Below are 24,798 nucleotides of genomic sequence, written 5' to 3' on the forward strand. Positions count from 1 at the left end.
AGGTCACGGCGGTCCCGCCGTGAGAGCGGGGTGTGTGGGCGGTGTCGGGCTCATGGGAAGGCGGCACCATACCCCCCTCGTGGCGAACTTCACATGGCCCCCGTGCACATTGTGATCCGGATAAATCCGCTGCTTTTCGCGACTTTGGCCGGGACCGGCCTAGCCATGCGGCCTCCGGCGTCGGGTCACAACATAGATCGTGACGATCAGCACGATCAACCCCACCAGGGTCCCCCATCGCACCGCGCCGGGGCGCTCGTCGCTCAGCAGGGTGATGACCCCGGCGCCCACGATGAGCGCTCCCGTCGCGAGCTGGAGCCGCCGGAACGGCCCCGGATCGGGCAGCGGGGGGCGGTCGTCGTCGCGGGGCGTCCCCGGGTCGCCGGTCACCCGTCGTCCTCGGGGAAGGCGTCGCGCAGCATCCGCTCGCGCCGCCGCGCGGTGAGCACCATCGCGCCGAGGACGACGACGACGCCGATGATCGCCCCCCACGGCAGGTCGTCCGCCGTCCCCGTGGCGAACGCGACGACCACCACGACGACCACGACGAGCGCGCCGACGGAGGCGATCGTGGTGACCGGGCCGCGCGCCGCCCACCGTGGCGTCCGGGGCCGTGCGGGCGGGGGCTCGCCGGGTGGGCGCGGCGGCGGGCGACGACGGTTCGGGGTCTCCATGTGCGGAGGCTAGCGACGCGGCGTCGCGGGGCGCGCCGGCCCGCCCGTGCCTTTCATTCAAGCCGGGTCACGTTATTCCGATGACACGGGGGTAACCTCCACTCTCCCTCAAGGGGCACACTCATGCGCATCGCCTCGTCACGGCGTGGCAGCGACGTCCTCGGCCAGGTGGCCGACCGGCTCGACAGCCTCAACTCCCGGTGTGCCGCCGAGCTCGTCGCCGGCCTGCAGGCGATGGAGACCGGCGACCTGACCCGCCGCGTCACCCCGGTCACGACCCTCGTCGACGACCGCTCCGGCGACCCCGCCGTCGACGCGGTGGTCGAGCGGATCAACGCCCTGATCCTGAACGTCCAGTCCGCCGTCGGCGCCTACAACACCGTCTCGGCGGACTACGCCGCGGCCCTGGGCGACGCCTCGAGCCTGAAGCCGCTGCAGGCGCGCCTCGACTCGCTCACCGACAACTGCCTCGCCGGCCTCACGGAGGGCCTGTCGAAGCTGGCCTCCGGGGACCTCACGCACGTCGTCACCCCGGTGACCACCCCCGTGTCGGCGGCCCCCGGCGCGGAGCTCGGCACCCTCGCCTCCACCTTCAACGTCACTCTCGAGCGGATGCAGAGCTCGATCGAGGACTACAACCGGATGCGCGGCGAGCTCGGCACCGTCATCGACGAGATCCGCGGAATGGCGGGCAGCCTCGCCGCCGCGTCGCAGGAGATGTCCGCGACCGCCGAGGAGACGGGGTCGTCGGTCGACGGCATCGCCCAGCTGATGGTGGGCGTCGCCGAGGGCGCCGGCCGCCAGGACCAGATGATCGAGACGGCCGCCCGCGTCGGCGACGAGGCGGTGTCCCTGGCCTCCGAGGCCCGCGACGTGGCCGAGCGGGGCGTGCGCCTGACGGTCGAGATCGCCTCGATCGCCGACCAGACGAACCTCCTCGCCCTGAACGCCGCCATCGAGGCCGCCCGCGCCGGCGAGCAGGGCCGCGGCTTCGCCGTGGTCGCCGACGAGGTCCGCAAGCTCGCCGAGTCGGCGTCCGCGGCGTCCGAGCAGACGCGCGCGGCGTTCAGCGAGCTGGCCGGCAGCATCGAGCGCACCTCCGGGTGCGTGGACCAGCTCGCCGGTGCGACCCGCGAGGTCTCGGCCGTCACGCGCGAGACGCGGGCGACCGCCGAGCAGGTCTCCACGGCGACCCGCGAGACGAGCGCGGCCAGCCAGGAGGTCGCGGCCTCGAGCGAGCAGCTCGCCCGGACCGCCGAGCGGCTCGCCGAGTCGGTCGGGCGCTTCCAGGTCGGCTGAACCGGCACGCCGGGCCGGGCGCCCCCCCTCCCGGGGCGCCCGGCCCGGCGGGTGCCGTCCCCGGTGCCCGATGGTCTGCCCGGAAGGGCCTGCCCGGCCGCGACGGCCGGGGGTACGATCGGCCGGGAGATGACCGTCCCGCCCGCAGGGCGCACGCGCATCGGCGCGTGGCCCGGACGCGTGGATCCCGCCGACGCGCGCGCCGACCCTCCGCGGCCCGAGCCCGCCGCCGCGCACCCCCTCCTCGCCCTGCAGCGCGCCGGCGGCAACGCCGCGCTCAGCCGCCTGATCGCGGGCCGCGGCGGCGTGCTCGCCCGCGACCCGGACCCGGACGCCGGGGCCGCGCCGCCCGCCGACCTCGTCGCGTTCATGGGCATGTCGTACGTCTTCAAGGACGTGAAGCCGACGACCGGGGGCGGGCTCTTCGACCTCGCCTACGAGCCGACGACCGGTGACATGGTGGTCACCGTGAAGATCCACTTCGACTTCCGGGACGGCAACCTGCTCGACCCGACGTGGCTGACGGCGGTCGGCGGGTTGCCGGGCGTGATCGCGAAGGGGTGGACGATCGACCAGTTCATCTGGTCCGACGACGAGAAGGCCGCGTGGTCGGCGAGCGCGATCGCCCAGATCCAGGAGGTCTGGAGCGAGCGGTTCGTCTTCTTCTCGCAGAAGCCCGGGTGGGAGTCCCTGCCCCCGGTGAACGTGCGGGTCGTGGTGGCGGAGTCGCCGAAGACGGGGCCGGGGAAGGCCCAGTGGGTGGTGGCCGTCAACAAGTGGCCCGACGACGCGGGCATGACGGAGGCGATGACCTGGTCCGGGGTGCGGGGCGACCAGAACACGGGCCGCCTGCACGAGAGCTCGGCGGACGCGGGCGGGGCGGGCGACCCCGACTCCGTCCACCGCACGCGCACCACCGGATCGCGCGCCCGCTACGGCCAGGTGGACACCGACAACCCCGGCACGATCTCCTTCCCGAAGGGCGGGGCGGACCTGACGCCGGAGGACGCGACGCGCCTGCAGACCTTCGGGGCGACCCTCGGGGCCCCCGACATCCCGCCGTTCCCCGTCACCGTGACGGGCCACGCCAGCGCCGAGGGCGAGGAGGAGCGCAACTTCACGCTGTCGCGCCGGCGGGCGGACGCCGTCGCCGACGCGATCGTGAAGGGGTCGCCGCACCGGACGCCGGAGGTGCGGGCGGAGGGCGAGGCGGGCGCCGCGCCCGACGACCCGGCGTGGCGGATCGTGCGCATCACCGTGGGGGCGTTCGAGGCGACGCGCACCGTGGTCGTCCACGAGTTCGGCCACATGCTCGGCCTCGACGACGAGTACCCGACCGAGGACCCCGCCGTCCCCGGGGGGCCCGCCACCGCCCGTCCCGTCGGCGCCCGCCCCGACCACTCGGCCCTGGCGGAGCGCCTCATCCCGGGGCAGCAGCCGATCCAGGCGCACCACGACGAGAGCATCATGAGCAACGGCGACGAGGTCCGGCCGTACCACTACGTCACGTTCCTGGAGGCCCTCGGCACCATCACCGGCACGACGGGCACCTGGGGCGTCCGCCCGGCGCCGCCGAAGGTCACCGGCCCGGGTGACTTCCCGGTCCCCGCGCCGTCGCCCGACGGCTCGCTGCCGGCATGACCGGCGTGGGCGACCCGCCCCTCCCCGACGGGGCCCTGGTGCAGTCCGTGTTCACGGCGGAGGGGGTCTCGTCGGGCTGGCGCGTCTGGGACGACGGGCGCCACGAGAGCATGCGCGACGGCGGCGACTGGACGGCCGCGCCGCCGCTCGGCCCGGAGGCGGTCGCGGAGGTCCGGCGGGTGCTGGCCGAGGCCGGCCTCGCGTCGATCGCGGGCGTCCACGACGACCCGGAGGTGCGCGGGGGCGGCGGGGTGCTGCGCTTCGCGGCGGCCGCACCGGGGGGCCCGTTCGTCGTGGAGCTCCGCGACGGCGTGTCGCCCGCCCCCCTCGAGCGGCTGGTGGCGCGGCTCGTCCCGATCCTCGCGGGTCGCGGCCCCGGCGCGTGAGCGGCCCCGCGGCGTCGCGCCTGGCGCTGGCGCTGCCGTGCCTGCTCCAGGCGCCCGCCGCACCGGACCCGCCGCCGGGCGGCCACCCGCTGATCGTGTTCCTCCACGGCGTCGGCGAGCGCGGGGACGGCGTGGGCACCCTCGACCGGCTCCTCGCGCACTCCCTGCCGGCGGTCGCGGCACGCGGCGAGCTGCCCGACGCCGGGGGCGGGCCGTCGCCGTTCCTGGTCGCGTCGCCGCAGACCGCGGGGTCCTGGGCCGACGAGGCGGAGCGGGTGGGGGAGGTGATCGCGGCGCTCGTCGCCGGCCACGGGGCGGACCCGGCGCGGGTGCACGTGACGGGCATCAGCCTCGGCTCCGTCGGCGCCTGGGAGGTCGCGGCGCGGGTGCCGGGGGTCGCGTCGATCGCGCCGGTCTCGTGGGCGATCCCCGACGTCGCGGCCGCGGTGGGCGTGCCGGCGTGGGTGGAGGTCGGGGCGCGCGACGAGTTCGTCGACGCGGACGAGGTGCGGCGCGCGCTGTTCGCGACGCGGCCGGAGGACGAGCGGACCCGTCTGCGGGTCGATCCCGACGGGGCCCACGTGGGCGCCTACTGGGACCACGTGTACCGGGGGGCGGAGCTCTACGAGTGGCTGCTCCGCTGGAGGTCCGCCTGAGCGACGCCGCGGTGGGCGGCGAGGACCTCGGCGACGGTGCGGTCGACGTCGTCGGGGCCGGTGCGCCAGTTGCTCACGGAGATGCGGATGCCGGCGACGCCGCGCCACACGGTGCCGCTCGGGAAGGCCGTCCCCCCGGCCTGGACGGCGGCGAGCACCCGCCGGGTGTGGGCGTCGTCGTCGCGGTCGCCGGGGTCGCGGAGGGCGACGACCACCTGGTTCAGCCGGCACCCGAGCACGGTGACGCCGTCGGCGGCGCCGAGGCGCTCGGCGTACCGCTCGGCCATCGCGCAGCACCGCTCGACCACCTCGGCGACCCCGGTGCGCCCGAGCTGGCGGATCGCGGCGTACACGGGGACGCCGCGGGCGCGTCGCGAGAGCTCGGGGGTGACGTCGACGGGGTCGCGGAGGCCGCCGTCGTCGCCGTCCGGCAGGTACGCGGCGCGCACCCCCATCGCCCGCCGGTGGGCGGCGACGTCGGCGCAGATCGCGAGCCCGCAGTCGTACGGCGTGTTGAGCCACTTGTGGGCGTCCGTCGCCCACGAGTCGGCGCGCTCGGCCCCGGCGACGAGCGTCCGGCGCGCGGGGGCGGCGCGGGCCCACAGGCCGAACGCGCCGTCCACGTGGAGCCACGCGCCGTCCCGGCCGTGCGCGTCGAGCGCGTCGGCGATCGCGTCGAGGGGGTCGATGCCGCCGCCGTTGACGTTGCCGGCCTGGGCGCACACGACGACCGGCCCGTCGAGGCGGGCGAGGGTGGCGGCGAGGGCGTCCGGCCGCATCCGGCCGGCGTCGTCGGCGGCGACGACGTGGGCCGTCGCGCCGCCGAGGCCGAGGAGCCGCAGCGCGACGTCGACGGTGTCGTGGCGTTGCGCGCCGACGACGACGTGCACCCGCGGGGCGCCCTGCAGCCCGTCGCGCTCGACGTCCCAGCCGTGGTGGTCGAGCACCCGCCCGCGTGCCGCGGCGAGGCACACGGTGTTCGCCGTCTGGCCGCCGGTCACGAACCCGACCGACGCGGCGCGCGGCAGGTCCAGCAGCTCCAGCACCCACCCGGCGGCGACCTGCTCGATCATCGTCGTGGCCGGGAACGGCTCCGCCATGGCGCAGTTCTGGTCCCAGGCGCTGACGAGCCAGTCGGCGGCGATGGGCGCGGGCATCGCCCCGCCGATCACCCAGCCGTGGAAGCGCCCGGAACCCGTCGCCATGAGGCCGGGCTCGGCGCGCGCCGCCAGGTCGCGCACGACCTCCGCCGCGTCCTCCCCGTGCTCGGGGAGCGGCCCGTCGAACGCGGCCAGCATCGCGTGCGCGTCCCGGCGGGGGCCGACGGGGCGGCGGTCGAGCCCGTCCAGCCACTCCCGGGCGGCATGCGCCGCGGCCGCGAGCGCGGGGTCGTAGGGGGACGGGGGCACCGGGGCCGGCCCGCTCAGCCGGGCGGGGGCGCGTCGGCGCCGCGCGCGCCGACCGGGTCGTGGGTGCGTGCGGGGGTCGCCACGTGGTCCCTGTCCCGTTCCGTCCTCGGCCACCGGGCGCCGTCTCGCGGGCGCCCCGGTCGAGGCTACCCCGGGTGCAGCGGGCCGGGCAACGCCCCGCCCGGTCCGGCGGTTTCCCCTCCCCAGGGATCGGGGCCGGCCCGGTCGCCGCCCCCGTCCCGCCCCCCGACACTCCCGTCGACCACGGCGCGGGCGTGTCGTCCGCGCCACCGGGGATCCGCGGAGGGGCCCATGGGCACGGAGGAGCTGCTGTGGATGCTCGCGCCCGCCGTCGGGACCGCGGCCGGGGGCTGGCCATCCTGATCGGGAGCCCCGGCTCGGGCCGTGCCCTGGACCTGCTCCTCGGCTCCACGGCCGGCGTGATGCTCGCGGCGTCCTGCTTCAGCCTGCTGGTGCCCGCCCTCGAGCGCGGCACGCTCGGGGAGGTCGCCGCCGGGTTCGCCCTCGGGGGGGCGACGATGGCGGCGCTCGACCTGCGGATACCGCACGCCCACGAGCGGTTCACCGAGCGCGGCGGCGTCGACCCGGGCCGGGTGGGGCCCCGGCGGCGGGCGACCCTCCTCCTCACCGCGCTGACGATCCACAACATCCCCGAGGGGCTCGCGGTGGGGGTGGCCTTCGCCGCCGGCGGGGCCGGGCTCGGCGTCCCCGTCGCGCTGGCGATCACGATCCAGAACGTCCCGGAGGGCTTCGTCGCGGCGGTGCCCCTGCTCGACGCCGGCGTGCGCCGCACGCAGGTGGCGGCGATCGGGGCGGCCACCGGGCTGGTCGAGCCCCCCGCCGCCCTCGCGGGCTTCGCGGCCCTCAGCGTCGCGGGCGTCCTGCTCCCCGCCGGGATGGCCTTCGCGGCGGCGGCGATGGTCTACGTGGTGGTGGACGAGCTGCTCCCCGAGTGCTTCGCCCGCGGCAACGAGCGCGCGGCGACGCTCGCGCTGCTGGCCGGGTTCCTCCTCATGCTGACGCTCGACCGCGCGTTCTCCTGACCGCGTCCGGGCCGGGCCCCCGGCCCCGCTCCGGGCGGGTCCACGCGGGCGCACGGGAATCCGGCAGCGGGCGTCCGCGTCCCCTCGGATGGAGCGGACGCGGCGCGGTGGGACGCTCGCCGCGATGTCCGCAGCCGATGATCGGGGTCGTCCATGACCGGGATGCGGGGGACGGGGAGGCGCCGCCTGCGGCGCGCGGCGGTGGGTCTGGTCGCCGCGGCGGCGGTGGTCGCGCCCACCCACGGGGTCGCCTCGACGGCGAGCACCGACGGGGCGACGATCACGATCACCGGAGGCGACGAGTGGTCGTCGATCGTCACGGGCGGCGGGCTCGGGGCGAGCCTCATCCGTGACGGCGCCGGGATCTCCGCGGGCGCCGGCTGCACCCCGCAGGACCCGACCACCGTCCACTGCGGGACGCTGTTCGGCCGCCGGATCGACGCCGACCTCGGCGGGGGCGACGACACCATCGGCACGCTCGCGGGGTTCCTCGGCGTCGTCCACGGCGGGCCGGGCGACGACGAGATCAACGGCGACTCCGAGGCGAACAGCCTGTACGGCGACGCCGGTGACGACGTCATCCACGGGGGCCACGGCGGCGACGTCCTCGACGGCGGACCGGGCCACGACCGGCTCTACGGCGACTCCCTCACCGTCGAGGCGGGGGGCGGCGACACCATCAACGCCCGCGACGGGGAGGCCGACGAGGTCTCGTGCGGCGTGGGCTCCGACGTCGTCATCGCCGACAGGGAGGACACGACCTACGCCGGGTGCGTCCGGGTGGACCTGCCGCCGCCGCCGGCGCTGCCGACGATGACGACGGCGCAGGCCCGCCACTGGACGGACCACGCCCTGCGGTCCTGGTACGTGGCGTGGCGACGGGGGACGGACCGGACCCTCGGCGTCCCGCGCCGCCTGTCGCGGACCGCCGTCGGGTTCCCCGGCGTCTCGGTGCGCCACCGCGGCGTGACCCTCCGCGGGTGGGTGCGGGTGGCGTACCGCCTGGAGGGCGGGACGGTCCGGGTGCGCCCGACCGGCGTCCTCCGCTGACACGCGGGCCCCGGGGCGGCCCCGGAACGGCGAGAGCCCGCTCGTGAGCGGGCTCTCGTCTTCAGCGGGAGTGACGGGACTCGAACCCGCGGCCTCCGGATTGACAGTCCGGTGCTCTAACCAATCTGAGCTACACCCCCAGCGACGCAGCGCGGGACGGACGGAGAATGGGCGGTGACGGGTTCGAACCGCCGGCCACCTGCGTGTAAAGCAGGCGCTCTACCGCTGAGCTAACCGCCCGCACCTCGTACGGCGACGGCGAACGATACCAGCCGGGGGCCCGCCGTCGCAGGCGGCGCGGGGGGATGACCCCGCGGGCCCCCGCGCGGTAGTTTCCCGGCGTCCCGGGCGAGGAGACCAGGCATGTGGCTCACGATCACGTCGGGCGCGGAGAAGGGCCGCAGCGTGCGGGCGTCGGGCGAGCGCTTCGAGCTCGGACGGGACCCCGGCTGCGACCTCACCCTGCGCGACGGCCGCGTGTCGCGGCGACACGCGTACCTGCGGGTCCGCGACGACGGCCGCGCCGAGCTCCACGACCTCGGGTCGGCCAACGGCACCTACGTCAACGGCCACCTCCTCGCCGGGCCCGTGACCCTCTCCGGCGGCGAGGAGATCCGCGTCGGCGACACGTCGATGACCACCTCGCAGCAGCCCGTCTCGTCCACCGCGACGGTCGTGGGCGCCGCCGCGCCCGCCGGGGCGCCCCCGGCGGCGGGCACCCCGTCGCCGTCGGTGATCGAGCGCGTCCGCCTGCGCCGCACCACCCGCTGGGCCGTCGCCGCCGGGGCGGCGGCCGTGGTCGTGGCGGCCGTCGTGGTCGTCCTCGCCGTCACCGGCGCGTTCGGGGGTGACGACGACACGCCGGCGGAGGCCACGATCCCCGAGATCGTCGACCGGGTCCGCCCCTCGACGGTTGCGATCACGACGCTCGTCGACGGCGAGCCTCAGGGCAGCGGCACCGGCTGGGTGCTCGACGCGGAGCAGGGCCTCGTCGTCACGAACAACCACGTCACCAACGGCGGCACCGGCTGGACCGTCGGCGTCGACGACGCACAACGCCCCGCGGAGCTCGTCGGGGCGGCGCCGTGCGAGGACCTCGCGCTGCTGCAGGTCGACGACACGTCCGAGCTGGTGACGCTGCCCCTCGGGTCGCAGGGCGACCTCCGCCAGGGGCAGACCGTCGTCGCCGTGGGCTTCCCCGGCACCGCGTCCGAGCGCGCCAACCTCGTCCCCACGACGGGGGTCGTCTCCGTCGTGAGCACCCGCTTCGACCTCGCGGGCGTCGACGTCCCGCAGTACCCGAACGTCATCCAGACCGACGCCGTCATCAACCCCGGCAACTCCGGCGGCCCCCTCGTCGACACCCAGGGCCGCCTCGTCGGCGTGAACTCCGCGGGCATCACCCTGCTCGGCGGCCGGGCGATCCAGGGCCAGGGGTACGCCATCGGGGTCGACCGCGTGAAGGAGATCGTCCCGCAGCTCCGCCGCGGCCGGTCGATCGGGTTCACCGGCATGGGGCTCGTCCACGTCACCGACCCCGGCGAGTTCGCCGCCGACCTCGCATCCGCCGGCCTGCCCGCCGCGCCCGGCCTCGTCGTGCAGACCGTCGTGCCGGGGAGCCCCGCGGAGGAGGCGGGCTTCGGCCGGGAGCCCGTCCTCGTCACCGCCGTCAACGGCCGGCCGATGGACGGCAGCCTCCCCGCCTACTGCGCGGCGATCGGCGGGGGCGAGAGCGGCACCGAGGCGACCTTCACCGTCGCCGAGCCGAACCGGCCGGGGCGGCGGGACGTCGCCGTCCGGTTCGAGTAGGCCCGGACGCGCGACGGGCGCCGGAGTGACCCGGCGCCCGTCGGTGCGACCGTTGCCCTGCGATCGCGGTGTATGAGGGGCGGCCCGAGGGAGGTGGGCACCCGTTGTGCAGTGAGTATCGCCACGGGGCCCGCGGGGGCCTACCCGTCTAGAGACGATGCCCGGGTGGCGACCGCGGCCGACAACGCGGGGGCGAGGTCGCCGCGGCCGGCGACGTCGATGCCCCGCAGGCCGAGCCACCGCGCCATGTCCACCAGCTCCGCGGCGAGGGCGTCCGCGACGTCGGCCGTCGCGTGGCCCGGCTCGGCGTGCGCCTCCGGCACCCGCAGGGTCCCCGCGGCGCGGTCCGCCTTCAGGTCGACCCGCGCGACGAGGTCGTCGCCGAGCAGGAACGGCAGCACGTAGTAGCCGTGCTCCCGCCGGTGGGCGGGGGTGTAGATGCCGATGCGGTAGCGGAACCCGAAGATCCGCTCGGTGCGCGCCCGGTCCCACACGAGGGAGTCGAACGGCGACAGCAGCGCCCGTGCCCGCACCCGGCGCGGCAGCTCCGCGTCGGGGTGGAGGAAGGCGGGCGCGTCCCAGCCGCGGACGGTGACGGGCCACAGGCGCCCGTCCTCGGCGAGCTCCGCCACCCGCGGCCGCGTGCGGGGGACGTTGAGGCGGTGGTAGTCGCAGAGGTCGCGCGCCGTCGCCACCCCCAGCGACCGCGCCGCCGACAGCAGCAGCTGCCGCACCGCCTCCTCCTCCCCCGGCACCGGCAGGGCGCGGATGTGCTCCGGGATGATCCGCTCCGTCAGGTCGTAGACGCGGGCGAAGTCCGACGGCCGCCGCCGCGCCGAGACCTCGCCACGCCAGAAGAGGTGCTCGAGCGCCCGCTTGCCGGGGCTGCGCCCCCACATCCCCGGCACGGGGTCACCGGGGTCCGACAGCTCGCCCGCCGTGATCGGGCCCCGGGCGCGGACCTCGTCGAGCACCGCGGCCACGTACCCCGGGTCCTCGCGGGCGACGGCGGCGGTGCCGGCCCACATCAGCTCCTCCGCCCGGGCCATCCGCCACCCCATCAGCGGCCACATCGCGACGGGCAGCAGCGACGCCTCGTGGCACCAGAACTCGAACAGCTCGCCGTCGGCGGCCATCCGCGGCAGCAGGTCGCGGGGGTGCGGGCCGAGCCGGGCGAACAGGGGGAGCTCCTGGGAGCGCACCAGCACGTTGACCGAGTCGATCTGGATGAGGCCGACCCGGTCGAGCACGCGCCGCGCGTGGCGGCGGTCGATCCGGCCCGGCGGGCGCGGAGGCCCGAACCCCTGCGCCCGGAGGGCGATGCGGCGCGCCTGCGCCGCCGAGATCTCGGTCCGCGGTGGGGGCATCACCGCGGGACGGTACGGACGGGGCCCGCCGGATGCCCGGCGGGCCCCCGGTCCGGTCAGGCGGTGGCGCGCACCGTCACGTCGCCGATGGCGAGGCCCTCCTCGAAGAGGGTCACGCCGAAGGTGTCGTTCAGGGCCGCGGCGCCGTCGGCGCTGAGGGTCACCGTGATGCCCTCGAGGACGATCGTGCCCATGTCGTCGCTGCGCTCCAGGCCCGTCAGGTCCACGTCGAGGATCGGCACCTGGGCGCCGCCCGCGGTCGCCGACAGCGTGCCGGCGGCGGTGTCGATGACGAAGTCGGTCAGCTCGAGCTCGGTGCCGCCCGCCGTGAAGACCAGGCCGCCGCTGTGCTCGATGGTGCCGGCGAGGCTCTCCGACTCGACCGTGCCACCCGTGATCGGGAAGGTGATGCCGTCGTCGCCCGCGGTGGCGGGGTCGATCGGGGCGACCTCGACCATGTTGTCCGCGAGGACCTCGGCCGTCCCGGAGTCGAGGGCCAGGGTGGTGCCCTCACCCGTCAGGGTCAGTGACGCCGGTGCCTCGGCGGTGGTGGCCGGGGTGGCGGCGTCGTCGTCATCGTCGCCGCAGGCCACGAGCCCGAGGGCCAGGGCCGCGACCAGCGCGGCGAGCAGGGGTAGGCGCAGGAACCGTCTCACGATCGATCTCTCCCGTCGTTCGTTTGGGTACGGGTGATGTCCGTGGCGCGGCCCCCGATCGGTTGAGGGCGTGGTCCCCCGCGATTTGCGCGGCGGCGCGGCCGTGCACCATGCTGCGCGGGTGGAGCCGCACGACCCCGCGACGTCGCCGCACCCCCCGCGCCTCACCGGGGCCCACGTGCGCGCCGCGCGCGCCGTCCTGGTCGCCGTGCTGGCGCGCCTGTCGCAGGACGCGGCGGGTGGGGAGCCCGCGGCGATGGCGCGGCTGCACGCCTGCGCCGCCCTCTTCGGGCGGCTCGGCACGACGGGGGGAGCCCCGCCGGCGGTCGACCTCGGCCCCGACGAGGCCGCGGTCCTCCGGGCGGGGACCGCCGAGGCGATCGCCGCGCACGCCGACGGCATCCGCGCCGCCGCGACGGGCGTCCCGGTCGACGGGGACGACGACCTGCACGGGCTCACCGCGAGCCTCGGTCGCCTGGTGGCCCTCCGCGACGCCCTGGACGGCGCCGACGCGCCCGCCCTCGCGGTCCCCGCCGGCGGGGAGGCCGGGCCCGAGCTGCTGCAGGCCTTCGCCGACCTGATGCCCGTGCCGCTGTGGCTGACGCGACCCGACGGGACGGCGTGGTTCGCGAACCGTCCCGCCATCGACCTCCTCGGCGGTCGCGGCCGCCGCGACCCCGTCGCGGCCGCCGACCCCTCCGACGGGGGCGCCACCGCCCGCGCGACGCGGGCCGCGCGCGACGAGGGCCGGTCGTACGACGTCGAGGCCCCCGTGCGGTGCGCCGACGGCGTCGAGCGGGTCGTGCGCCTCCGCGGCATCCCCGAGATCGGCCCGGGGGGGCGGGTGACCGGCTACCTCGTCACGGCCGAGGACACCACCACCGCCCGCCGCGACGCGCGGGACGCGACGAGCCGGATCGACGCGCTGGCCGCCGTCGCCCGCGCGCAGGCCACCGCCGGGACGCCGGCCGAGGCGGCCCGGGCGTTCCTCGAGGTCGTGATGGGCGCCCTCGGCGCGGGGGCCGCGTTGCTCGCGGTGTTCTCCGGCGACGACGAGCTGGAGTTCCTCGCGACGCCCGGGTGGCCGCCGGAGCTGACGGAGCCGTTCGCGCGGTTCCCGCTGTCCGCCGACTTCCCCCTGTCCGTCTCGGTCCGCACCGGCGACGCGATCTGGATGGGCTCCGAGGCCGATTGGCGGGCCCGCTTCCCGCACAGCGTGCGGCTCCACGGCGACGCGGGGTTCGCGGCGTCGGCGGTGCTGCCGCTCCCCGGCCGCGGGCACACCATCGGCGGCATGGCGCTCAGCTGGACCGGGGACCGCGCCTTCGGCGCCGCGGAACGCGCATTCCTCACCGCCGCCGCGACCGTCGCCGGGCAGGCGATGGCGTCGCTGCAGGCCATCGACGTCGAGCGGGAGGGGCATCGCCGCGCACTGCGGGCGGAGCGGACGATGCGTCGCTTCGCCGCGGCGTGCGGGGCGGTCTTCGCCGCCGGTGACCCCGCGACCCTCGCGGAGGCGGCCGCCGCGGGGGCGGCCCGCCTGACCGGCGCCGTCCGGTGCGAGGTGCACTTCGACACCGGCGCGGCGTCGGCCCGCGCGGCCGTCGGGTTCGCCCACGCCGCCGACCTGCCGGACGTCGCGCCGGTCCGCCGGGCCCTGCGGGGACCCGACGGGGGGGAGATCGGCGCGATCACCGACTGGACGCCGCCCGGCACGCCCGTCCCGGACGCCGAGGCCGTGGAGTGGTTCGTGAGCCTCGTCGCGACGCGGGCGCACGCGGCGGGGGCGCCGGTGGGCGCACCGCCGCTGCAGTCGCTCATGGCGGACTTCGGCCGGCTCCTCGACCGGCCGTCGCCCTCGGCCTAGCGGTACCGGGCGGCGACGACCGCCTCGAGCGGGGTGATGCGCACGGGGACCGTCGTCCGCCGCACCGTCCGCCGTCCGTCGGCGGTGGTCCGCACCACCTCGCGGGCCCCGGTCAGCAGGTTCGTGCGCGACGCCACCTCGGCGCCCGTGAGGCGGTCGCGGGTGCGCACGTCGACGCCGATCAGGCGGGTGCCGGTCGCCCCCTCCGAGCGGATGCGGAACCGCTGCGACGTGACCGTCCGGGAGCCGGACTCCTGGGCGACCGTGACGACGCCGTCGCGCACCCGCACCGTCACGGGGGTCCGGGCGACCCCGAAGAACGCCCCGCCGCAGCGGGTGCACAGCAGGATCCGGCGGCCCTCCCCGATCTGGACGAAGCCGCCGTCGGCCCGCGCCTTCAGCAGCACCAGGCGCCGCGCCGCGCGCGCCGGGCCGCCGTCGTCCTGGGGCGTCCCCGGGGTGGCGACCAGCACGAGCACCGCGTCGGCCGCGGGGGTCCCGCCGATGTCCGCCCGGATCGTCGTCGCCACGCGGAAGCCGTCCGGAACGAAGGACCCGAGGGGCGGGCCGGCGGCGGTGGCCAGGCCGGCGGGCAGCAGCACGAGCGCCGCGGTCGCGACGGCGACCATCGGGCGGCGGGAGGGGGACGGCATCGCGACCTCGCAGGGCGGGGGGCGGGCGCCGGGCGCGGCCCGCCGGGACGGGCGCAGGCTACCGCCGCCGCGCGGATGTCCCAGGATCCCCGGTGACGGACGACCCGCCTGGTGAGACGGGATCGCCCCGGAGTTGGCAGGTGGCGGGGCGAACCGGCAGAGTTCCGCCATCGCAGCCCGGCGCGCCATGACACCCCTGCTCGCCCTGCTCGCGTTCGTGATCGCCGGCGCGGCGGTCCTCGCCGGACCCGCGGCCGGCGCGCCCGTGCGGGCCGCCGGCGGACCCGAGTACTCGGTCGTCGCCCGCGGCCTCGCGATCCCGTGGGACATCGCGTTCCTCCCGGACGGCCGCGCCCTCGTGACCGAGCGCGGCGGCGACGTCCGCATCATCGGCGCCGACGGCGTCCTCGCGCCCGACCCGGTCGCGTCGCCCGCGGTGAACGCGACCGGCGAGGGCGGCCTGCTCGGCGTCGCGATCGACCCGGCGTTCTCCGCCGCCGCGCCGTTCGTCTACCTGTCCCTCACGGTCGGCGGCGAGCTGCAGGTGCAGCGGTGGCGCCTCGCGGGCTCCACGCTCACGTTCGAGGCCGTCGTCCTGCAGGACATCCCCTCGGGCGCCACCCACGGCTCCGGCCGGGTGCGGTTCGGCCCGGACGGCGGCATGTACCTCGGCACCGGCGACGCCGGCACCCGCGCCAACTCGCAGAACCCGGCTTCCCTGAGCGGGAAGATCCTGCGCGTCCCCCCGGGGGCGTTCCGCGGCGGCACGGTCACCCCCGCGCGCATCGCGAGCGGCCTGCGCCACCCCCAGGGCCTCGCGTGGCAGCCCGGCAGCAACCTGCTGTGGGCGACCGACCACGGGCCGAGCGGCTTCGACGGCGCGAGCGGCGACGACGAGCTCAACCTGATCCAGGCGGGCGCCGACTACGGCTGGCCGGCGCGGCGCGGCGCGGACCAGCGCCCCTTCGCCTCGCCGTCGCACCTGTGGGCGACCACCATCGCCCCGACCTCGATCATGTTCGTCACGCAGGGCGGCTCGACGTGGACCGGCCGGGCGATCGTCACGGCGCTCCGCGGTCAGCAGCTCCGCCTGCTCACGTTCAACGGCAGCCGCGTCACGGCCGACGAGCCCCTCGTCGTCAACACCTACGGCCGCCTCCGCGCGATCGCGGAGGCCCCGGACGGGTCGATCTGGTTCGGCACGAGCAACCGCGACGCGCTCGGCAGCCCCCGCACCGGTGACGACCAGATCATCCGGATCGTGCCGCCGGCGGCCCCCGCCGGGGCCCCCGCGCCGGTGCCGACGACGCCCCGCCCCCGCGCCTGCCCGCGGCCGGCGCGCGGTGGACCGGTCGTCACCGGCCCGCTCGCCCGCCGCACCGCGAAGGCCCAGCGCGTCGCGCAGCTCGCCCTGCGGCGGATGCGCATCCTCGACGCCCGGGTCGCGGGTCGTCCCGCCCCGCGCCTCTGCCCGACGCCGCGGGCCCGCAGCCTGCGCGCCACGGCCCGCCAGGTCGTGATCACCCAGCGCATCGCCCTCTCGGCCCTGCGCCTCCACGCGACCGTCTCCCGCCGCGTCACCGGCCGGCGCCCCGCCCTCCCGCCGGCGCTGCGCCTCGGCCGCGGCCCGAGCAACCGGCCCGCCACCGCGGCGCAGGTGATCGCCCTGCAGCGGCTCACCGAGACGGCGCTGAAGCGCGCCAACACCCTGACCCGGCGGGTCGGCACGCGCTGACCCGCGTCCGGGCGGCGGAGGCCCCCCGGACCCTCAGACGGCCCGCCCGGCCGCCCGGCGGGCGACCCGCCCGACATGGTCGCCGAGCCAGGCCAGGTCCGTGAGCGGCGGGTCCATCATGCCGCCGCCCGGCAGGCCCGCCGCGAGGACGCGGGCGGCGACCGGCGCCGCCCGCCGCCCCCCGTCGGTGCGCAGGTGCGCCGCGACGACCTGGGCCTCCCCGTCGCCGGAGACGTACCGGAACGGGCGCACCGGCGGCGCCGACATGCCGCGGGCGTCGCCGAGCACCGCCGCCACGCCCCAGGCGGGCGCGTCGAAGCCCGCCCTCACCGCCAGGCCGATCGACGCCGGCGGGCGCAGGTTGACGTCGTGCACCAGCACCTCCCCGCCGCGCACGAGGAACTGGGCGTTGCCGAGGCCGACGTAGCCGGCGTGCGCGAAGAGGCGGCGCGCGGCGTCCAGCACCGGCGGATGGTCGCCGACGACGTCCAGCACCGAGGGCGTCCCGGCGTCGCGCGGGGCGGTCTCGCGGACGCGCGCCGCGACGCCCGCGAACCCGCCGTCGGCGGCACGGACGCAGTGGGCGACCCACTGCTCGCCGGCGACCCGTTCCTCGACGACGGCCCCGAGGCCGGCGTCCACCAGATCGGCGACGGCGCGGTCGCGCGCCGCGGCGTCGTGGACGACGCGGACCGCGGGGAGGTCGCCGGTGTCGGCGGTCGACCGGTGGGGCTTCACCACGCACGGGAGCGGCGGCCAGTCGCCCCGCGGCCCGTCGGCGCCGACGGCCACCGCGGCGGGGCGACGCACCCCGGCCGCCGCCGCCGTCGCACCGAGGGCGCCCTTGTCGCAGAGCATCCGGTACTGGCGGGCGTCGGGGCCGGCGACCCGCGCGCCGCCGAGGCGGGGGGCGTGCGGCGCGAGGAGGCGGGTGATGTCCTCGTCGAGGGACAGCACGACGTCCACCCCCGAGATGCGGCAGGTCTCGCGGACCCACCGCACGAACGCGTCGGGCGACCGGGTGGGCGAGGGGTAGCGCAGGGGCTCGCGCGCCCCGACGGGCCGGCCTCCGGGCGCGCCCTCCGGGTGGGCGGGCAGCACGCGGTGGCCGGCCGCCGCCAGCGAGCGACGGACCCACGGCCCGGGGCGGTGCCCGACCCAGAGGACCAGCACCGTCGCGGGGCGGGCGGGCGGGCGGTGGGTGGCGGCCGTGCGCATCCCCACCGACGGTAGACCGGCCCTCCTTGCACGCTCCTGACGATCACTAGGGTCCGCCCATGACCACCGCGCGCGCCGACGGCGGGGCGACGACCGGTCCGCCCCCGCGGCGACGCGGCGGCGGGTGCGGGTGCAAGCTCGGTCGGACGGCCCTGGTGGAGGCGCTGTCGCTGATGCCATCCGTGACCGGCCCGGACGTGCTCGTCGGCCCCGGGGGATCCGACGACGCCGCCGTGGTGCGCGTGCGCGACGACCTGGCGATCGTGGCGTCGGTGGACGTCGCCACCCCGCTCCTCGACGACCTCGCGACGTCCGGCGCGGTCGCCGCCGTCAACGCCATCGGCGACCTGCACGCCATGGGGGCGACGCCGGTCCTGGCGCTGGCGGTGGCGGCGTTCCCCGAGGACGGCGATCCGCGCGACCTCGCGCGGATCCTGCGGGCGGGCGCCGACGCCGCGCTCCGCGAGGGGTGCCCCGTGCTCGGCGGCCACACGATCGGCGATCCCGAGCCGACGTATGGTCTGGCGGTGATCGGCACCGTCCACCCCGACCGGATCATGCGCAACGACGCCGGGCGCCCGGGGGACCACCTGGTGCTCACGAAGCCGCTCGGGACGGGCGTGATCGCGAACGGCGCCGCGTCGGGACGCGCGCGCCCGGTGGACGTGGAGGCGGCCGTCGCCTCCATGCTCACCTCCAACGGGCCCGCGGCGCGCGCCGCCGCCGAGGCCGGCGTGCGGTGCGCCACCGACGTCACCGGCTTCGGCCTGGTCGGCCACCTCACGGAGGTCGCCGCGCAGAGCGGGACGGGGGCGACGATCCGGGCGGGCGCCGTCCCGCTGCTGGCGGGCGCGCGCGACCTGGCCGCGGCGGGGGTCCGGACCGGTGGGGCGCGGCGCAACCGGCGGTACGCGGACCACCTCGTCGACGCCGGCGCCGACGTCGCCCCGGAGGTCCTCGACCTGCTCCACGACCCCCAGACGAGCGGCGGCCTCCTGCTCGCCGTCGCGCCGGGCCGCGCCGGCGCGCTGCACGATGCGCTGTCCCGGGCCGGGGTGGACGCCTGGGACGTCGGCCGGCTGACGGCGGGACCCGCCGGGCGCGTGGCGGTGACGGCGTGAGCGCGCCGGCCGGGCCGCGCGGGTACCCGCCGTCGGAGCGGTGCCGCGGGATCCTCGACCGGGTGCGGGAGTTCATCGCCGACGAGGCCCTCCCCATGGTGGAGGAGGTCGAGCGGGAGATCGGCCCGACGGCGTTCGCCCTCGAACCCGACGGGCGGCTCGCGGCCCCGATGATCGGGCTGAAGCACCGGATGCAGCAGGCCTCCGCGCGGGCCGGGCTCTACTGCCCCCACCTGCCCGCGCCCGACGGCCTCGGCCTCGGCCTCGTGGACGTCTTCCACGTGCAGGAGGAGGTCTACCGGCACGGTCTGCGCGGCGTGCAGTGGATGCTCGCGTGGACCGACGGGCCGAGCCACCTCGTGCGCCACTGGAGCGCGGAGGCCCGGGAGGCCGTGCTCCCCGGGTTCCTCGCGGGCGACACGAACGTCGCGTTCGCCCTCACCGAGCCCGGCGCGGGGTCGGACGCCCTCGCCCTCACCACCTCGGCGCGCCGCGACGGCGACGGCTGGGTGCTCGACGGGGGGAAGCACCTCATCACCGGCGCGCCGTTCGTGCAGCACGCCCAGGTGATGGCGCGGGTCGAGGGGGCGGGGCGGCGCGAGGTCACGGCGTTCCTCGTCCCGATGGACGCCCCAGGGGCGTCGCGGGGCCCCGTCCAGCAGACGATCATGGCCGACGGCCAGACCGGCCCCCTCTCCTTCGACGGGGTCCGCCTGCCCCCGGGTGCGCTGATCGGGCGCGAGGGCGGCGCCCTCGACCTCGTCTTCCTCTGGATCAACTGGGCCCGCAGCCGCCGCGGCGGGATGTGCTCCGGCCTCGCCTGGCACTGCCTCGACCGCTCCGTGGGGTACACCGGCGCCCGCCGTGCGTTCGGCCGCCCGATCTCGGACTTCGGCGCGGTGGCCGAGCGACTCAGCGACGTCTACATGGACTGGCGGGCGATGCGGGCGCTGGCGCTCGAGGTGCTCGCCCGGCTCGAGGACACCGGCCTGCTCGACGGCGGGCCGGTCGGCGCCGCCGAGCGGCGTGACCTGTCGATGCTGAAGACGTGGTGCGACGAGGCGCTGCTGCGCGTCGCGGACCGCGCGATCCAGGTGCACGGCGGGCGCGGCCTGCTGGCCGAGACCGGCATCGAGCGCATCTACCGGGTGGCGCGCAACCTGCGCATCCCGGCGGGGACCACCGAGATCCAGCGGGCGATGATCGCCGACAGCCTCGCGGCCGGGTACGACGGGGAGCCGGTCTAGACGTCGAGCGGCTCCACGTCGGCGGGGGTCCCCGTCGGGTGGGGGACGGCCGTGGGACGCGACCCGAGGAACAGCGACCGGTCGGCGGCGTCGAGCAGCACCGGCATGACGTCGGCGCCGGTGATGCGCCCGAGCAGGCCGTCGGCGCAGTGGATCTCCCCGAAGCGGTCGACCCGGTCGGCGCGGACGCCCGGCCCGGCGAGCAGGAACGGCACGGGGTCGCCGCTGTGGATGACCTCGGGCGAGGTCGGCGTGGCGTGGTCGCCGGTGACGCAGACGACGACGTCCCCGAACCGCGCGGCGAGGTCGTGGAGGGCGCCGTCGACGGCCTCGACGGTGGCCCGCTTCACCGCCGGGTCCTTCGTGTGGCCCGCCTCGTCGGTCGCCTTGAGGTGGCAGAACACGAACGTCGCCCCGTCGTCGAGGGCGGTGCGCGCAACGTCGAGCCGGGCGCGCATCGCGGCGGCCGGGTCGCCGCCCTCACCGCAGTGCCGCGACCCGAGGCCGACGGTGGCGGCGAGGCCGGCCAGGAAGGGGGTGCCGGCGATGATCACCCCGTCGACCCCGTGGCGGGCGCGGAAGGCCGGCGCGGGTCGCGGTCGGCCCCACCACTTGAGGGTGATCGCGTCGAGCGCCGGCAGGCCCCGGTCGCGGCGGGCCCCGTTGCGCGGGTGCGCGGCGAGCGCGTGGACGGCGTCGCGGCTCCACGTCTCCGCGGCCCGGGCGGTGGCCGCGGCCTCGGGGACGAGCGGCTGCGGGCGCATCACCGGGTGGCGGTCGCGGTGGAACGGGTCGGAGTCGGTGACGCGGTCGTCGGCCCCGCCGGTGACGACGAGCACGCCCTCGCCCCGGCCGGGCCGCAGGGGGCGCAGCGCGAACCGGAGGCCGTCGACCTCCGCGGGGCCGATCGCGGCGAGCAGCGCCGCCGCGTCGTCGCCGTCGCCGGGCCCGGGGCGCCCCGTCGCCCAGAGCGCCCCGTCCCGGCGGGTGGTGGGGCGCAGCGCGGCGTAGGCGAGGACGTCCCCGTCGCCGACCGTCACGCCGTGGCCGCGGGCCTCCATGAGGGCCCGGCCGGGCGACTCGCCGGGGCGGTAGCCGAGGATCTCCCAGTGGGCGACCTCGCTCGACGGTGCGCGCCCGGGACCGAGCGGCCACAGCAGGCCGGTGGTGCCGCGGGCGGCGAGGGCGTCGAGGTGGGGTGTGCGGGCGGCCTCGTTCGCGGTCGCCCCGCCGTGGCCGGGGTGGGCGCGGTCGCCGAGGCCGTCAAGGAGCAGGACGAGGATCGAGCGCATGGCCCTCGGGGAGGTCGTCGATGAACCGGGCGACGGCGGGCGGCACCATGGCCCGCCACGCCGGGTCGCCGGCACGGACGGCGTCGCGCACCGCCGCACCGGACACGGCCTTGCCCTCGGGGGCGGGGAGCACCTCGACCCGGTGCCCGGCGGCGCGCAGGCGGGTGGTCTTGGTGTCGCCCCACGGGGAGAACAGCCGGATGAAGTGGACGACCCCGTCCGGCACGTAGTCGGGCCACAGGTCGGGTTCGGTGACGGGGAACGGGATGATCCGCACCGCGATGCCGGCCTCGGCCGCCGCCGCCTCGATCATCACGAGCCGCTCGGTGTAGGTGAACGGGTTCGACGCGGGCAGGTGGCGCAGGGGGTCGGCCGGTTCGGGCCGCGTGGCACGGCGGTCGGGGTCGGTGATGCCGACGTAGAGCTCGGCGCTGCGCTCCGCCGCGCCGCGGAGGTAGGCGAGGTGGCCGTGGTGGAAGGGCTGGAACCGGCCGTGGACCATGCCCCGCGGGATCACGGGAGGGCGATCCGCAGCCCGCGCCGGGTGTCGATGCCCTCCGCCGGCGGCACGCGGACGGTGCGGGCGCCGGGCCGGCCCCCGAGGACGATGCGCCGCAGCGCGACGTTGTCGGCGGTCGTCGACTCGCGGAGGGCCCCGGCGGGGTTCCCCTCGATCCGCAGGAGGTGGACGCCGTTCGGGAGGCGCGTGACGTCGATCGCCTGGCCGGGTGTGCCGTTGCCGTACGTGTCGCCGGCGCCGACCTCCAGCACCTCGCGCACCTGGACGGCGTCGGCGTCGCCGCAGGCCGACCCGAGGGACGTGTCCCCGGTGAGCAGGTCGGCGTTCGGGACGAGCTGGTCGATCTGGTCGGTGGGGGCGAGGCACCACGCCTCCTTCGGGCTCACCGCGGCGGGCCGCCCGTCGGCGCGGACCAGCGAGTACCGGGCGAAGTCCCGGAAGTGCCAGTGGTCGTGGGCGGCGCGCGGGTCGTAGTCGAGGAGCCCGACGGGGACGGCGGCGACGTCGTCGTCGCCGCGCCGGAAGAACTGCCAGGCGTCCATCCGCGGCGCCGTGCCCCGGCGGTAGCCCTCGACGATCAGCGTCCCCGGCCCGGCGTTCCACACCGTCGCCGAGAACTCGAGCAGGTCGCGGCGGCCGCGGCGGGTGACGGTGACGTCGGTGGCGGGCAGCGCGACGAGGTTCGGCAGGGCGTCGGCGGGCGGGACCACGTCGGTGGCGGGCGGGGCGGTGCGCCGCACCGGCCGGTACCGCGGTGGGTGGGCGTGCCGGGGTCCGGGGTCGGGGGCGGAGACGCCCTCGCCCGTCCGTCCGCCGCCGAGGTGGTCGTCGTCGCCGGGCGCCGCGGGCTCGGGGCGCGGGGGCGGGAGCACCCGCAGGGCGATGGTGGCGGCGCGGTCGGCTTGCGCCATCCCGAGCCAGTCGGCCGTCGCGGGCCGCATCCTCACGCGGACGGTGTACCGGCCGGGGTCGAGCCCGTACCCCGTGACGCGCCACAGCTCGACGGGGACGCCGTAGTCGGTGTCGAGCCCCATCCGCAGGCCGCGGGCGAACGGGTGGGTGAGGCACTGCTGGGGGAACCCGCTCCGCGCCGGCCCGGACGGCCCGAGGCGCTCGGGTGAGGCGTTGAGGCAGATGTCGAGGGCGCGCCGCCGCACGACCCGGCGGGCGGCGTCGAGGACGGTCACGGTGACGGCGCGTCCCAGGCCGCGCGGGCCGGCGGGCACCGTCGCCGGCAGCGGCCCCCGCGTCCCGTCGACGACCTGCTCGGCCACCCAGTCGCCCGTCCCGGGGACCCGCCGTGCCTCGAGGGCGACGGGGCCGCCGCGGTTGACGAGGTGCACCACCGACGGCACGCCCCCCGGGGACGTCGTGACGACGCGGTCCCGCACGACGAGCAGTTCGGCCCGGGGCGGCGCCGCGGTCGCCGCGGTCGCCGCGGCGAGGAGGACGGCGAGCGCCGCCCCGAGGAGGGTGCGGCGGGGGACGGGGCGACGTGCCGGCGGGGTCCGCATGGCGCCACGTTACCCCGGCCCCCCGGCGTCCGGCACCATCCGCGGACGACGTGCGTCGCCCGGGCGGGGTCAGCCCGCGGCGGCCCGCCGGGCGGCCCCGTCGCGCGCCGCGTCGCGGAGGAGGGCGGCGATCTCCTCGACGCCGTACCGCGCCTGCAGGCCGCTGGGGTTGGGGGCCACCCAGACGGGGACGCCGGCGAGCGGCTCGGGCTGGCGCCCGAGGGTCGCGCGGGGACGCCCGAAGGCGGTGCGGTAGGCGCCCACCCCGAGCACGACGACGACGCCGGGGCGGACGCGGGTGACGAGGGCCGCGAGCCGCTCCCCGCCCTCCCGGATCTCCTGCGGCGTGAGCTCGGACGCCGCCGCGGTCGTCCGGGGGACGACGTTGGTGATGCCGATCCCCATCCCCGGCAGCGCGTCCTGCTCGTCGGGGCGGAGGAGGCGCGGCGTCAGGCCGGCGCGGTGGAGCGCCGCCCAGAAGCGGTTGCCCGGCCGGCCGAAGTGGTGCCCCGACCACGCCGTCCACAGGCCGGGGTTGATGCCGCAGAGGAGCATGTCGAGGTCGTCGGCGACGAGGTCGGGGACGACGAGGCCGCGGGCGGCCTCGAGCTCGGCCCGGGTCGGCCGGGGGCGGGGGCCGGTCAGGGCCCCGGCGGTGGGGTGGGGACGGCCACGGGGGGCCAGTCGCCGGTCGCGGGCAGCATCCCGCGCGTCCGGAACGACGCGGTCGCCAGGGGTCCGTTGAGGTAGGTGAGGAACGCGGCGGTGATGGAGCGGACGCCCCGCGGCGGGCCGAGGCGCCGCAGCGTGACGAACGTGATCGGGTACGCGTCGGGGTGGGCGAGGGCGCGGACCGTGGCGTCGGTCGGCGCCGACCCGCCGACGGGGACCGCACAGGTGGTCGATGCGTACGCGCGGGCCCGCGACCAGCTCGTCACGGCCGCGACGGCGAGGTCGCCGGACGCGGCCTCGGAGAGCCCGCCGTCGCGCACGACGCGCGCCCCCGCGGGTGCCCGCGTGGGCGCCCCGAAGCGCGGCTCCGACGACCGCTCGATCCCGTCACCGGCGCGCCGGAGCGCGATGGCGTCCGCGCCGGCGGGCACCGCCACGCCGGCCGCGGACCAGGCGCGGATCCGGCCGGCGGCGATCCCGCGCGCCACCGCCCGGGACACCCCGGACGCGCACGCCGGGTGGCCGGCGGCGACCGCGAGGACGTCGGCGTCGCGGCCGAGGTCGGCGCGCACCTCCAGGTGGCGGCGCTCCGCCGCGGTGAGCCGCCGGTCGAGGAAGACGCCCTGGGGGCTCGGGTAGCGCCGCAGGCGGACCATGTTCCGGAGGTAGATGCCGGCGGACGGGCCGACGACCGCGGAGGCGCTGTCGAACACGTAGCGGTACGTGCGGCCGCCGACGCGGACCATGATCGGGACGACCCGCCGCCCCCGGGGGTGGATCGCGAAGGTGGTCGGCGTGAAGCCGACGAGGTGGTCGACGCGTAACGGGATCACCGAGTTGTAGAAGGCGCTCTCGACGGGTTGCGCGGTCGCCGCGGCGGGCGCGACCAGCAGTGCGGCGAGGGTGAGCAGGATCGGCGTCCGGGGCATCGCGCGACCCAACCAGCAT

Annotated in this window: 23 protein-coding genes, 2 tRNA genes and 1 pseudogene; 12 read left to right on the forward strand and 14 right to left on the reverse strand. The window is 77.7% G+C overall.

Annotated elements, in window-relative coordinates:
- Positions 1–159: 159 nt before the first annotated feature.
- Both IU369_RS02435 and IU369_RS02440 read right to left on the reverse strand, forming a co-directional pair.
- Positions 160–390 carry a hypothetical protein gene (locus IU369_RS02435; protein WP_217922979.1) on the reverse strand — a complete coding sequence of 77 codons (231 nt, stop codon included), beginning with the start codon at positions 388–390 and terminating at the stop codon, positions 160–162.
- A complete protein-coding gene (locus IU369_RS02440; RefSeq protein ID WP_217922980.1) occupies positions 387–674 on the reverse strand; it encodes an LPXTG cell wall anchor domain-containing protein in 288 nt (95 codons plus the stop codon). Before IU369_RS02440 ends, IU369_RS02435 begins: the two co-directional genes overlap by 4 nt.
- 234 nt (positions 675–908) lie before the next feature.
- Between IU369_RS02440 and IU369_RS23790 the strand changes: the two are divergent.
- From IU369_RS23790 to IU369_RS02460, 5 genes and pseudogenes are all read left to right on the forward strand, one after another.
- Positions 909–1,280: pseudogene (locus IU369_RS23790) on the forward strand (HAMP domain-containing protein); the annotation flags it as partial.
- A 111-nt stretch (positions 1,281–1,391) separates the two neighbouring features.
- A complete protein-coding gene (locus IU369_RS23795; RefSeq protein WP_425516808.1) occupies positions 1,392–1,973 on the forward strand; it encodes a methyl-accepting chemotaxis protein in 582 nt (193 codons plus the stop codon).
- 129 nt (positions 1,974–2,102) lie between these two features.
- On the forward strand, positions 2,103–3,614 hold the full coding sequence (locus IU369_RS02450; protein WP_217922982.1) for an OmpA family protein: 1,512 nt from the start codon (positions 2,103–2,105) through the stop codon (positions 3,612–3,614).
- Entirely contained in the window at positions 3,611–4,000 is a 390-nt protein-coding gene (locus tag IU369_RS02455; protein ID WP_217922983.1) for a hypothetical protein, read from the forward strand. Before IU369_RS02450 ends, IU369_RS02455 begins: the two co-directional genes overlap by 4 nt.
- A complete protein-coding gene (locus IU369_RS02460; RefSeq protein WP_217922984.1) occupies positions 3,997–4,656 on the forward strand; it encodes a carboxylesterase family protein in 660 nt (219 codons plus the stop codon). The genes IU369_RS02455 and IU369_RS02460 overlap by 4 nt, the downstream gene beginning before the upstream one ends.
- Here IU369_RS02460 and IU369_RS02465 read toward each other — a convergent pair.
- Complete coding sequence (locus IU369_RS02465; protein ID WP_217922985.1) at positions 4,623–6,065, reverse strand: pyridoxal phosphate-dependent decarboxylase family protein; 1,443 nt, start codon at positions 6,063–6,065, stop codon at positions 4,623–4,625. The two genes, IU369_RS02460 and IU369_RS02465, sit on opposite strands and share 34 nt — an antisense overlap.
- Before the next feature lie 332 nt (positions 6,066–6,397).
- Between IU369_RS02465 and IU369_RS02470 the strand changes: the two genes are divergently transcribed.
- Positions 6,398–7,129 (forward strand): ZIP family metal transporter, encoded by a 732-nt coding sequence (locus IU369_RS02470; RefSeq protein WP_217922986.1) that lies wholly within the window; start codon positions 6,398–6,400, stop codon positions 7,127–7,129.
- Between the two features lie 153 nt (positions 7,130–7,282).
- Positions 7,283–8,179, forward strand: coding sequence for a calcium-binding protein (locus IU369_RS02475; RefSeq protein WP_217922987.1), 897 nt, complete (start codon positions 7,283–7,285; stop codon positions 8,177–8,179).
- Between the two features lie 65 nt (positions 8,180–8,244).
- On the opposite strand, the gene IU369_RS02480 is transcribed toward IU369_RS02475, so the two are convergent.
- Positions 8,245–8,319, reverse strand: a tRNA-Asp gene (locus IU369_RS02480).
- A gap of 28 nt (positions 8,320–8,347) precedes the next feature.
- Positions 8,348–8,419, reverse strand: a tRNA-Val gene (locus IU369_RS02485).
- Between the two features lie 123 nt (positions 8,420–8,542).
- Here IU369_RS02485 and IU369_RS02490 point away from each other — a divergent pair.
- Positions 8,543–9,988 carry a trypsin-like peptidase domain-containing protein gene (locus IU369_RS02490; protein ID WP_217922988.1) on the forward strand — a complete coding sequence of 482 codons (1,446 nt, stop codon included), beginning with the start codon at positions 8,543–8,545 and terminating at the stop codon, positions 9,986–9,988.
- Between the two features lie 140 nt (positions 9,989–10,128).
- Here the strand turns inward: IU369_RS02490 and IU369_RS02495 are convergent, their stop codons facing one another.
- Together IU369_RS02495 and IU369_RS02500 are read right to left on the reverse strand one after the other, a co-directional pair.
- Complete coding sequence (locus IU369_RS02495) at positions 10,129–11,355, reverse strand: winged helix-turn-helix domain-containing protein (protein WP_217922989.1); 1,227 nt, start codon at positions 11,353–11,355, stop codon at positions 10,129–10,131.
- 56 nt (positions 11,356–11,411) lie between these two features.
- On the reverse strand, positions 11,412–12,011 hold the full coding sequence (locus IU369_RS02500) for an HtaA domain-containing protein (RefSeq protein ID WP_217922990.1): 600 nt from the start codon (positions 12,009–12,011) through the stop codon (positions 11,412–11,414).
- Between the two features lie 121 nt (positions 12,012–12,132).
- Between IU369_RS02500 and IU369_RS02505 the strand changes: the two genes are divergently transcribed.
- Positions 12,133–13,878: a GAF domain-containing protein gene (locus tag IU369_RS02505; protein WP_217922991.1), complete on the forward strand. Its 1,746-nt coding sequence runs from the start codon at positions 12,133–12,135 to the stop codon at positions 13,876–13,878.
- Here the strand turns inward: IU369_RS02505 and IU369_RS02510 are convergent.
- Entirely contained in the window at positions 13,875–14,531 is a 657-nt protein-coding gene (locus IU369_RS02510; protein ID WP_217922992.1) for a hypothetical protein, read from the reverse strand. The two genes, IU369_RS02505 and IU369_RS02510, sit on opposite strands and share 4 nt — an antisense overlap.
- 187 nt (positions 14,532–14,718) lie before the next feature.
- On the opposite strand from IU369_RS02510, the gene IU369_RS02515 reads away from it, so the two are divergent.
- Positions 14,719–16,266 (forward strand): PQQ-dependent sugar dehydrogenase, encoded by a 1,548-nt coding sequence (locus IU369_RS02515; RefSeq protein WP_217922993.1) that lies wholly within the window; start codon positions 14,719–14,721, stop codon positions 16,264–16,266.
- A 33-nt stretch (positions 16,267–16,299) separates the two neighbouring features.
- Here the strand turns inward: IU369_RS02515 and IU369_RS02520 are convergent, their stop codons facing one another.
- Positions 16,300–17,484 (reverse strand): ATP-grasp domain-containing protein, encoded by a 1,185-nt coding sequence (locus tag IU369_RS02520; protein WP_217922994.1) that lies wholly within the window; start codon positions 17,482–17,484, stop codon positions 16,300–16,302.
- Between the two features lie 59 nt (positions 17,485–17,543).
- On the opposite strand from IU369_RS02520, the gene selD reads away from it, so the two are divergent.
- Positions 17,544–18,605, forward strand: coding sequence for a selenide, water dikinase SelD (selD, locus tag IU369_RS02525; RefSeq protein WP_217922995.1), 1,062 nt, complete (start codon positions 17,544–17,546; stop codon positions 18,603–18,605).
- Positions 18,602–19,852: an acyl-CoA dehydrogenase family protein gene (locus IU369_RS02530; RefSeq protein WP_217922996.1), complete on the forward strand. Its 1,251-nt coding sequence runs from the start codon at positions 18,602–18,604 to the stop codon at positions 19,850–19,852. The genes selD and IU369_RS02530 overlap by 4 nt, the downstream gene beginning before the upstream one ends.
- Here the strand turns inward: IU369_RS02530 and IU369_RS02535 are convergent.
- The 5 genes from IU369_RS02535 to IU369_RS02555 form a co-directional block, all read right to left on the reverse strand.
- A complete protein-coding gene (locus IU369_RS02535) occupies positions 19,849–21,144 on the reverse strand; it encodes an alkaline phosphatase family protein (RefSeq protein WP_217922997.1) in 1,296 nt (431 codons plus the stop codon). The two genes, IU369_RS02530 and IU369_RS02535, sit on opposite strands and share 4 nt — an antisense overlap.
- Entirely contained in the window at positions 21,116–21,661 is a 546-nt protein-coding gene (locus IU369_RS02540) for an adenylyltransferase/cytidyltransferase family protein (protein ID WP_217922998.1), read from the reverse strand. The genes IU369_RS02535 and IU369_RS02540 overlap by 29 nt, the downstream gene beginning before the upstream one ends.
- Positions 21,658–23,178 carry a hypothetical protein gene (locus IU369_RS02545; protein ID WP_217922999.1) on the reverse strand — a complete coding sequence of 507 codons (1,521 nt, stop codon included), beginning with the start codon at positions 23,176–23,178 and terminating at the stop codon, positions 21,658–21,660. Before IU369_RS02545 ends, IU369_RS02540 begins: the two co-directional genes overlap by 4 nt.
- Before the next feature lie 69 nt (positions 23,179–23,247).
- Positions 23,248–23,733, reverse strand: coding sequence for a mismatch-specific DNA-glycosylase (locus IU369_RS02550; RefSeq protein ID WP_217923000.1), 486 nt, complete (start codon positions 23,731–23,733; stop codon positions 23,248–23,250).
- A gap of 86 nt (positions 23,734–23,819) precedes the next feature.
- Positions 23,820–24,779, reverse strand: a complete 960-nt coding sequence (locus IU369_RS02555) for a hypothetical protein (RefSeq protein ID WP_217923001.1) — start codon at positions 24,777–24,779, stop codon at positions 23,820–23,822.
- Between the last annotated feature and the right edge of the window lie 19 nt (positions 24,780–24,798).

The organism is Miltoncostaea oceani (assembly GCF_018141545.1).
In the GTDB taxonomy this organism is placed as follows: Bacteria; Actinomycetota; Thermoleophilia; order Miltoncostaeales; family Miltoncostaeaceae; genus Miltoncostaea; species Miltoncostaea oceani.

Excerpts from the sequence above, each read along its gene's own strand:
- IU369_RS02440 (WP_217922980.1), bottom strand. The coding sequence starts at position 674 with ATGGAGACCCCGAACCGTCGTCGCCCGCCGCCGCGCCCACCCGGCGAG.
- IU369_RS23795 (WP_425516808.1), top strand. The coding sequence starts at position 1,392 with ATGTCCGCGACCGCCGAGGAGACGGGGTCGTCGGTCGACGGCATCGCC.
- IU369_RS02450 (WP_217922982.1), top strand. The coding sequence starts at position 2,103 with ATGACCGTCCCGCCCGCAGGGCGCACGCGCATCGGCGCGTGGCCCGGA.
- IU369_RS02455 (WP_217922983.1), top strand. The coding sequence starts at position 3,611 with ATGACCGGCGTGGGCGACCCGCCCCTCCCCGACGGGGCCCTGGTGCAG.
- IU369_RS02475 (WP_217922987.1), top strand. The coding sequence starts at position 7,283 with ATGACCGGGATGCGGGGGACGGGGAGGCGCCGCCTGCGGCGCGCGGCG.
- IU369_RS02490 (WP_217922988.1), top strand. The coding sequence starts at position 8,543 with ATGTGGCTCACGATCACGTCGGGCGCGGAGAAGGGCCGCAGCGTGCGG.
- IU369_RS02495 (WP_217922989.1), bottom strand. The coding sequence starts at position 11,355 with ATGCCCCCACCGCGGACCGAGATCTCGGCGGCGCAGGCGCGCCGCATC.
- IU369_RS02510 (WP_217922992.1), bottom strand. The coding sequence starts at position 14,531 with ATGCCGTCCCCCTCCCGCCGCCCGATGGTCGCCGTCGCGACCGCGGCG.
- IU369_RS02515 (WP_217922993.1), top strand. The coding sequence starts at position 14,719 with ATGACACCCCTGCTCGCCCTGCTCGCGTTCGTGATCGCCGGCGCGGCG.
- IU369_RS02520 (WP_217922994.1), bottom strand. The coding sequence starts at position 17,484 with ATGCGCACGGCCGCCACCCACCGCCCGCCCGCCCGCCCCGCGACGGTG.
- selD (WP_217922995.1), top strand. The coding sequence starts at position 17,544 with ATGACCACCGCGCGCGCCGACGGCGGGGCGACGACCGGTCCGCCCCCG.
- IU369_RS02535 (WP_217922997.1), bottom strand. The coding sequence starts at position 21,144 with ATGCGCTCGATCCTCGTCCTGCTCCTTGACGGCCTCGGCGACCGCGCC.
- IU369_RS02545 (WP_217922999.1), bottom strand. The coding sequence starts at position 23,178 with ATGCGGACCCCGCCGGCACGTCGCCCCGTCCCCCGCCGCACCCTCCTC.
- IU369_RS02550 (WP_217923000.1), bottom strand. The coding sequence starts at position 23,733 with ATGCTCCTCTGCGGCATCAACCCCGGCCTGTGGACGGCGTGGTCGGGG.
- IU369_RS02555 (WP_217923001.1), bottom strand. The coding sequence starts at position 24,779 with ATGCCCCGGACGCCGATCCTGCTCACCCTCGCCGCACTGCTGGTCGCG.